At 71.9% G+C, this 7,815-nt stretch carries 8 protein-coding genes; 6 read left to right on the top strand and 2 right to left on the bottom strand.

Going from position 1 to position 7,815, the window contains the following annotated elements; translation table 11 throughout:
• Positions 1 to 307: 307 nt before the first annotated feature.
• Complete coding sequence (locus GSF22_RS27445; protein WP_208816634.1) at positions 308 to 904, bottom strand: TetR family transcriptional regulator; 597 nt, start codon at positions 902 to 904, stop codon at positions 308 to 310.
• Positions 905 to 1,004: 100 nt separating this feature from the next.
• Between GSF22_RS27445 and GSF22_RS27440 the strand changes: the two genes are divergently transcribed.
• From GSF22_RS27440 to GSF22_RS27430, 3 genes are all read left to right on the top strand, one after another.
• Positions 1,005 to 2,159 (top strand): FAD-dependent oxidoreductase, encoded by a 1,155-nt coding sequence (locus tag GSF22_RS27440; RefSeq protein WP_208816633.1) that lies wholly within the window; start codon positions 1,005 to 1,007, stop codon positions 2,157 to 2,159.
• Positions 2,160 to 2,234: 75 nt separating this feature from the next.
• Positions 2,235 to 2,780 carry a hypothetical protein gene (locus GSF22_RS27435; protein WP_244454223.1) on the top strand — a complete coding sequence of 182 codons (546 nt, stop codon included), beginning with the start codon at positions 2,235 to 2,237 and terminating at the stop codon, positions 2,778 to 2,780.
• A 53-nt stretch (positions 2,781 to 2,833) separates the two neighbouring features.
• Complete coding sequence (locus tag GSF22_RS27430; RefSeq protein ID WP_208816635.1) at positions 2,834 to 3,325, top strand: hypothetical protein; 492 nt, start codon at positions 2,834 to 2,836, stop codon at positions 3,323 to 3,325.
• 126 nt (positions 3,326 to 3,451) lie between these two features.
• Here the strand turns inward: GSF22_RS27430 and GSF22_RS27425 are convergent, their stop codons facing one another.
• On the bottom strand, positions 3,452 to 4,696 hold the full coding sequence (locus GSF22_RS27425) for an alanine racemase (RefSeq protein WP_208816631.1): 1,245 nt from the start codon (positions 4,694 to 4,696) through the stop codon (positions 3,452 to 3,454).
• A 152-nt stretch (positions 4,697 to 4,848) separates the two neighbouring features.
• On the opposite strand from GSF22_RS27425, the gene GSF22_RS27420 reads away from it, so the two are divergent.
• From GSF22_RS27420 to GSF22_RS27410, 3 genes are read left to right on the top strand one after another with little or no spacing between them, the layout of a single operon-like run.
• Entirely contained in the window at positions 4,849 to 6,147 is a 1,299-nt protein-coding gene (locus tag GSF22_RS27420) for a helix-turn-helix domain-containing protein (RefSeq protein ID WP_208816630.1), read from the top strand.
• Positions 6,144 to 7,403: an amidohydrolase/deacetylase family metallohydrolase gene (locus GSF22_RS27415; RefSeq protein WP_208816629.1), complete on the top strand. Its 1,260-nt coding sequence runs from the start codon at positions 6,144 to 6,146 to the stop codon at positions 7,401 to 7,403. Before GSF22_RS27420 ends, GSF22_RS27415 begins: the two co-directional genes overlap by 4 nt.
• Positions 7,404 to 7,405: 2 nt before the next feature.
• A complete protein-coding gene (locus GSF22_RS27410; protein ID WP_208816628.1) occupies positions 7,406 to 7,786 on the top strand; it encodes a RidA family protein in 381 nt (126 codons plus the stop codon).
• Positions 7,787 to 7,815 lie beyond the last annotated feature (29 nt).

Genomic DNA, 7,815 nt, shown 5'->3' with positions numbered 1-7,815 from the left:
ACCCCGGCGGGCGGCGGGGATGGCTCCGAGCGCGACGCTGTAGATGCGCCGCCCGCCGGGGTAGTCCACCGCCTGCGCGGGCGCCGGCAGAACGACCGCTCCCATCGTCAGTGCCAGCAGCATGGCGGTGACATACCGCCAGGTGGTCCTCCATCGACGACCCATACGTCACTCCCCCTCATGACCGATCGATCGGCATATCGTATCTGATCAATATCATTCGGGTGGTCCCGCCGTGCGGGACGCCCAGGGCAGCCGGCCGGGTCGGGGGTCGAACGAGCTGACGACCGGAGGCGGGTACCGCCGCTCAGGAGGGAGCTGCGGCGGGGGAACCCTGGGTCAGCGCCCGGATCACCCGCCGGATCTGGTCCTGCGCCGAGTCGTCGCGGTCGGTGAGCGCCACGTGGTGCAGTACGCCGACCAGCGCCGTGGCCAGCGCCCCGGCGTCGGCGGCTGCCGGCATCCGCCCCAGGCGCTGCTCGGCGGCCAGGTAACCGGCGACGGCGCGCTCGATTCCGCGGAGGCCGGCGACGTCGCTGCCCAGTACCGCTTCGACGTGCGCCGTCAACTCCGGCCGGCTGGCCGTCAGCCGGGTCAGCGCCGTCAGCGTGGCCAGCGGTGTCGCCAGGACAGCCGTGCACAGGTTCCCGGTGACCGTGCCGGAGCCGGCACGGTCCGGCAGGCCGGCCACCTCGCCGGAGATCTGGAAGGACCGGTCGACCGCGTACCCGGTCAGGAAGTCGTCGAAGTTCGCGAAGTGCGCGTGGAGCAGTCCGGTCGCGACGCCCGCCTCCCGGGTCACCGCCCGACCGGTGAGCCGGCCCGGACCGTCCGCCGCGATCAACCGCTCGACGGCGGCGAAGAGTTCCTGCCTGAGTCCTGGGATGGCTACTCCGCGCGGCATGCCCGAAGTCTAGGTGGCGGAGCGTGCCGTTGCGCCAGTATGAGCAAGCGCTCATACTGGTTTGAACAGTTGTTCATACTGGGCTCGGGAAAGGCGTTGGATGAAGCAGGCAGTGATCGTGGGCGCGGGCATCGCGGGACTGGCCACCGCCCGGCGACTGGGACAGGACGGATGGCGCACCCTGGTCGTCGAACGCGCCCCCGCCCGACGCCGCAGCGGCTACCTGGTGAACCTGATCGGACCCGGCTACGACGCCGCCGAACACCTCGGCCTGCTCCCCCGACTCGCCGCCCATGCCCTGGGACCGTTCACCACCGTGCTGGTCCACGGCGACGGGCGGCCCAAGTTCACCGTGCCGGCCGCCATCGCCGAGGCCACCCTCGGCACCCGGGCCATGACCGTGTTCCGGGGCGACCTGGAAGCCGCGCTGCACGACACGGTGTACGACCGTGCCGACATCCGCTTCGGCACCACCGTCACCGCCATCCACCAGGACAGCGACCACGTACGGGTCACCCTGAGCGACAGCAGCACCCACCACGCCGACCTGCTGGTCGGCGCCGACGGGGTGCACTCCGCCACCCGTACCGCCGTGTTCGGCCCCGGTCACCGCGTCGACCTGCCGTACCTGGTGGCCGCCTTTCCGCTGCCCCACCCGGTGCCCGGCGTCCCCGGGTCCTCCGCCACCACGTTCATCGGTCCGGGACGCACCGCCGCGATCGTCAACCTGGGCCCACGACGGTCGTCGGCGTTCTTCACGTACCGGCACGCCGACCCGCCCACCGAACTGGCACGCGGGCCGGTCGACGCGATCGACGCGGCGTTCGGGGACCTCGCCGGAGGCGTACCCGACGCGATCCGGCAACTCGCGGGGGACCCGGCCGGCGCCTACTTCGACGCCGTCAGCCAGATCACCATGCCCCGGTGGCACACCGGCCGGGTGGTACTGCTCGGCGACGCGGCCTGGTGCGTCACCCTCTTCGCCGGGCACGGCGCCGCCCTCGCGCTGGCCGGAGCCGACCGGCTCGGCACCGCCCTGCACCGCCACGACGACATCCCGGCGGCCCTCACCGACTGGGAGACCGGACTACGCCCGGAGATCACCAGACGTCAGGCGATCGCCCGGCGGGGTATGCGCCAGTACGCGCCGCCCACCCGGTTCCACGTGTGGATGGGCGACCTCACCATCCGCGCGATCACCCTCCCCGGGATCCGTGGCCTCGTCCGGCGGGGCATCGCCCGCGCACACCGGTGAGCACCCGCACCGCGCGGCCCGGCGGCGGTACGGTGCCGGGCGAAATGGTCGGGCCCTGCTCCTATGCTCACGATCATGGCGGCCTTCACGACCCTGTGGACGCAGGATGTCTGCCGGGAGCTACGTCGGCACCGCGCCGGCGAGCGACCCCCGGTGGCCTTCAGCGGCGTGCACCAGTCCCTCCCCCGCTGGAGCAGCGTCGGAGTCGGTGACGACGTGTACGCGCTGCACGTCGACCGTTGTGTGGTGTACGTACTGAGCCGGCTACGGGTCGTCGACAAGCAGCGGCGCGACTGTTGCGGCGCCGCTCCTGCGACCTGGCGTGACCCGGCCTACCCCGGTCACGACGCCTGGGCGGTACTCGGCGCCCAGGGGTGCGGTGCGAGCCCGGTACACGTCGACGCGACACCGATCCGCTTCGACATCGCCGTGCCGGGAGAGCTGCTCAGCGTGTTGACCTGGCGTAACCGGCGCGGAGACAGTCGCGCCTTGAAGTACGTCGTCGACGGCCGTCTCGAACGTTCCGTCAGCCTCCAGGGCCTCTACCGGCTCTCCGACGAGTCCGCCGCCCTGCTGGGCGCCCTGCTCGACCAGGCACCGACCACGGCTCCGGCGTCATGAGTCCGCAGCACCCGGTGGTCAAACAGCGGTACCTCGTGCTGCACGACTACGGCATGGGTGGTCTGTGGTGGTGGATCCACGCCCGGTCGGTCCGCGAGGTGCGGGAGACGTTCGCCGAGGTCGAGGTCGTCGTCGCACCGGACAGCCTGGCGCAGGCCGAGGACTGGCGACTGGCGGAGGTGGACATCGACGCACCGGTGATGCCCGCCGGCCTGGACGAGCTACGCGTCCAACGCGACCGGCAGCGGGCCCTGCCGGGCTTCGGGGCGCTCGCCGACCGGGAGATCGTCTATCTGCGCCAGGAGTGGGACGACGACGATCCGGCGACGTACCTGCTGGAGATCGGCGCTGACGGCCGGCGTGTCCGACAGGTGGAGCGGACCGGCAACGGGACGGCGACCAGGACCGACACCGGGGACTGGCTCTTCAATCCTCCCGTCGTGGACCTCTTCGACCCACTCCTGGCCGACCGGGAGATCGACCGGGGCGAGTTCGAACGCTGGTGGTCGACCGCACGGTGGGAGGACGACCACCGAGAATCGTGAGCCGCCCCCGCTCATTCGACCCGGTGACGGTCCGCCGACCGGCGTGGTCGGCCCACGACAGGGCCGGCGTCCGCCACCGCGGTGTCGGGCCGCTGGTGATGTCGACCGGGCCCTCCGTGGAACGGGTCAGAAGTGGGTGTCCAGGACGTCGACCACGGTGTGGTCGGCGTCGACGACCGGGATGAACCGCCACTTGTCGAATGCGGTGCACGGGTGGGAGATGCCGAAACAGACCAGGTCGCCGGGGCGGATCGCGGTCCCGGACGGGACCGTGAGATAGGCGTGGTGGTCGTTGAGGCGGGTGACGCTCATCCCGGTGCCGTCCCCGACGGTGCCGTCGACCTGCCGGATGCGGAGCGGTACCGGCAGTCCCTCGTCGTACGGCGCGTCCCGCTTCCCCATCCCGACGATCGCCAGTCCGGCTTCGGGTGTGGAGAGGACCTGCGCCCACAGTTCCAGCGCCGGGTCCAGCGATCCCTCACCGGGTATCCGGCGGAACGGTGTGCGCTCGGCGTAGAAACCGTGGTCGTGGCTGACGTACGCGCCGCTGCGCAGCACCACCCGCAGCCGGTGGCCGGGGAGCCACGTGCCACCGAGCCGGTCGGCGACGACGTCGAAGTAGGCGCTGCCTCCGACGCTGAGGACGACCTCCGCCGGCAGCAGCCCCCGGGTGGCCAACTCGGTCACCGCCGCCCGGGTCCGGTCCAGATAGGCCGTGACCGCTGCGACGTCCGGTAGACCACCCTCGTAGGCGGTGACGCCGTCGAGGCGTACCCGGGGCGCGGCGGTGGCCGCCTCGGCGACCTCGACCAGTTCGTCGACCGTGCGGCAGCCGGTCCGGCCACCGGAGTGACCCAGCTCGACCAGGACGCGTACCGGGGTGCGGCCGGGCTGTCCGGTGAGGGCGGCGGTGACGGCCTCGACCCCGGCGACCGAGTCCACGGTGAACAGGGCGTCGAAGCCCTGGTCGAGTTCGCCGGCCAACCACCGCAGCGGTACCGGATCGAGTAGCTGGTTGGCCAGCACCACCCGGGGCACGCCCCAGGTCCGGCAGGCGAGCAACTGGCCGGCGGTGGCCACGGTGACCGCCCAGGCCCCGGCGGCGAGCTGGGCCGCCAACAGGGTGGGTGCCATCGTGGTCTTGCCGTGCGGTGCGAAGGAGAAACCGTGCCGGCGGCAGAAGGCGGCCATGGTCCCGATGTTGTGGGCGAGCGAACCCTGGCGGGCGACCAGTACCGGCCAGGACAGGGCACCGTCGAAGAGGTGGTGGCCGGCAGCGGCGAACGTCGCGGTGGAGACCGGCGGGCCGGGCTGCCAGAAGCCCTTGGCGCGCCAGTCGAGTAGCTGTCCGTCGCGGTGGTCGCGGCGCACCGGCACCCCCTACAGGTTCGGATGTGGTTCGCTTTTGGTCGCCACAGCTTGCCGGATCCAGGACTGCTGGTCAACGTCTTGACGCAACCCACCAGGAGGGCGCACGATGTCGCCGCCAACGTTAACGGACTATTTTCGAACCAGGAGGGTCGATGGTGATCGGTCTGGTCATCCATGCCAGCCACCGTGCGGTCTTCGCGGACGCGGCGCGGACCCTGGCCGGGGTGACCTTCGAGTGGGTCGTCTACGAGCACGAGGACGCGGTCCACGACCTCGTCGACGCGCTGCTCACCCAGCAGGGCGTCGACGGACTGCTGCTCGGCCCCGTCCCGTACGCGAAGTGCCGTGACCTGCTGCCGGCCGACCTGCCGGTCGCCATCCTGCGTTCGGCCGGACTGGACCTGTCGCTGGCCCTGTTCAAGGCGTTGGCCCGGGGCTGGCGCCCCACCCCGGTCAGCATCGACACCTACGACATCCAGACGGTGGCGGACGTCGTCCAGGCACTGGAGCTGGACCCGACCGAGGTCATCTGCCTGCCGTACGACCCGGAGCAGAGCCTCGCCGAGATCGTGGCGTTCCACCGCGAGACCGCCGCCCGCACCGGCGCCGACTACGCGATCAGCCTGCGCACCGCGGTCGCCGCCGAGTTGCAGGGCGACCTCGGGGTGCTCGGCGGGCTGCCCGGACCGGCCACGCTGCGGGCGCAACTGCACGAACTCGCGCTGCGGGTGCAGTCCCGGCAGGCCAGCGCGCTGCGGTTCGCCGCCGGCGTCTTCCTGGTCGACAAGGTCGGCCCGGAACGCGACCTGGACCGGGCCCGGGTGGGCCTGATGAACCTGCTCGTGAACACACCGGGATTCGCGGACGCCTGGATCGAGGACCGGGGCTCGCGCGGGTTGGTCGTCTTCGCCCACCAGGCGCTGTTCGAGCAGGCGACCGGGAGCTGGGTCTCACTGCCCACGCTGGGCCAGGCGCGGGACATCCTCGGCATCCGGGTCGCGGCAGGCTTCGGGGTGGGCGCCTCCGCCCGCAGTTGCCTGCACCTGGCCGAGCGGGCCGCCGCCCGGGCCGAGCAGGAGGGTCGGCCGAGCGCATACCTGATCGAGGACAGCGGGGTCATCATCGGCCCGATGAGTCCCGCCGGCTCCGCCGTCACCTTCACCTACCGGGACCACACCGCCGAGGTGGAGCAACTGGCCGGTGAGGTGGGGCTCAGCGCCACGACGCTGTCCCGGTTGATAGCCGTCGAGCGGACCCTGGAGGGACGGGCCATCTCGCCCAGCGATCTCGCGCAGCACCTCGGCATCACCGACCCCAGTGGCCGGCGGCTGATCCGGAAGCTGGGCGACGCCGGTCTGGTGGCGATCCAGGGCAGCACCCAGATGCACCGCAAGGGCCGGCCCGCCCAGTTGTACAAGCTGTGCATCAGCAACGCGATGGAGCGCCAATGACCTGGGATCTGCTGCTGACCGGCGGTGACCTGCTCGACCCGGGCACCGGTCGGACCGGTCGGCACGACATCGCGGTCCACCGGGGTCGGGTCGCCGCAGTGGCACCGGAGCTGCCCCACGAGGACGCCGACGAGGTGGTCGACGTGACCGGTCGGCTGGTCACGCCAGGACTGGTCGACCTGCACACCCACGTCCACGTCGGGGCCACCTACTGGGGTATCGACCCCGACCCGGTGGCCTGGCACTCCGGCGTCACCACCTGGGTCGACGCCGGCTCGTCCGGCGCGTACACGTTCCCCGCACTCGCATCGGCAGCCGCCGGTTACGCCGTACGGGTGCCGGTGCTGCTGAACATCTCGGCGATGGGCCTGGTGGCACCGGTCGGCGAGTCGCGGGAACTGGCCAACTGCGACGTCGACCTGGCGGCCCGGACCGTCCGGGCGCACCGCGACACGATCGTCGGCATCAAGGTCCGGATGGACCGGCACAACGTCGGTTCGAACGGACTCGCCCCGCTGCGCCGGGCAACCGAGGTGGCCGGAGCCTACGGACTGCCGGTGATGGTGCACATCGGTGCGGCTCCGCCGTCGATCGCGCAGATGCTGCCGTTGCTGCGACCGGGGGACATCATCACGCACTGTGCCAGCGGGATCGCCGCCGGTCCGGACGGGTACGACCCGGCGGCCAAGGAGGCGTACCAGGCGGGGGTGTTGTTCGACATCGGGCACGGCTCCGGCGGCTTCGCGTTCGACGTGCTGGAGGCCCACCTGGCGGCCGGCATGCCACCGCACACCATCTCCACCGATCTGCACAGCAGGTCGCTGTACGGGCCGGTGTTCGACCTGCCGACCACGATGGCCAAGCTGATGGCCGCCGGCCTGAGCCTCGAACAGGTGGTGGCCGGCACGACCGTCAACCCGGCGCGGGCCCTCGGACTGGCCGACGGCGTCGGTACGCTCGCGCCGGGCGCCCCCGCCGACATCGCCGTGTTCACCGTCGAGCCGGGCCGCTTCGAGCTGGTCGACGTGCACGGACAGCGCCGTACGGCACCGCTACGGCTGGTCAACGAGGTGACCTACCGCGCCGGTCGGCCGATGACACCGCGACTGTCCCCGCCCGTCCCACCGTGGGTGCCGCTCACCGACGCACAACGGCACGCCCTGGCCACCCGGGACCGTGCGATCCGCCGTCTGCTCACCACCCCCCTGGTGGGTCCGGAGGGGCTCACCGAACAGTTCCCCCGAAACGGAGGCTGACCATGCCCAAGAAGATCGTCATGGCCGACCGGGCGGCGCCGCCCGGCGGGCCGTACTCACACGCCGTGGTCGCCGGGGACCACGCCTATCTTGCCGGGGCGTGTCCGGTGCTACCGGACGGCACGTGGGTCCGGGGTGACTTCGTCGCGCAGGCACGGGCCGCCTTCACCAACCTGGCCCGGGTGGCCGAGGCGGCCGGCGGTGATCTCGGCCGGGCCGTACGGGTCGGCGTGTACCTGCGCGACTTCGCCGACTTCCCGGCGATGAACGAGGTCTACCAGGAGTTCTTCGGTACCGAGAACCTGCCCGCCCGGACCACGCTGCCGGTGGCGCTCGACGGTTTCGACATCGAGGTCGACGCCGTGCTGTACCTGGGCGAGTAGGCGGACACCCGCTCCCCGGCGCCCGTCCC

This window comes from Micromonospora echinofusca (assembly GCF_017614955.1).
GTDB lineage: Bacteria > Actinomycetota > Actinomycetes > Mycobacteriales > Micromonosporaceae > Micromonospora > Micromonospora echinofusca_A.
The sequence above is the reverse complement of the archived record's forward strand: the minus strand, read 5'-3'. Positions and strand labels throughout refer to the sequence as shown.

Coding starts and splice junctions, on each gene's coding strand:
- GSF22_RS27440 (WP_208816633.1), top strand. CDS start 1,005: ATGAAGCAGGCAGTGATCGTGGGCGCGGGCATCGCGGGACTGGCCACC.
- GSF22_RS27415 (WP_208816629.1), top strand. CDS start 6,144: ATGACCTGGGATCTGCTGCTGACCGGCGGTGACCTGCTCGACCCGGGC.
- GSF22_RS27435 (WP_244454223.1), top strand. CDS start 2,235: ATGGCGGCCTTCACGACCCTGTGGACGCAGGATGTCTGCCGGGAGCTA.
- GSF22_RS27410 (WP_208816628.1), top strand. CDS start 7,406: ATGCCCAAGAAGATCGTCATGGCCGACCGGGCGGCGCCGCCCGGCGGG.
- GSF22_RS27420 (WP_208816630.1), top strand. CDS start 4,849: ATGGTGATCGGTCTGGTCATCCATGCCAGCCACCGTGCGGTCTTCGCG.
- GSF22_RS27445 (WP_208816634.1), bottom strand. CDS start 904: ATGCCGCGCGGAGTAGCCATCCCAGGACTCAGGCAGGAACTCTTCGCC.
- GSF22_RS27430 (WP_208816635.1), top strand. CDS start 2,834: ATGGGTGGTCTGTGGTGGTGGATCCACGCCCGGTCGGTCCGCGAGGTG.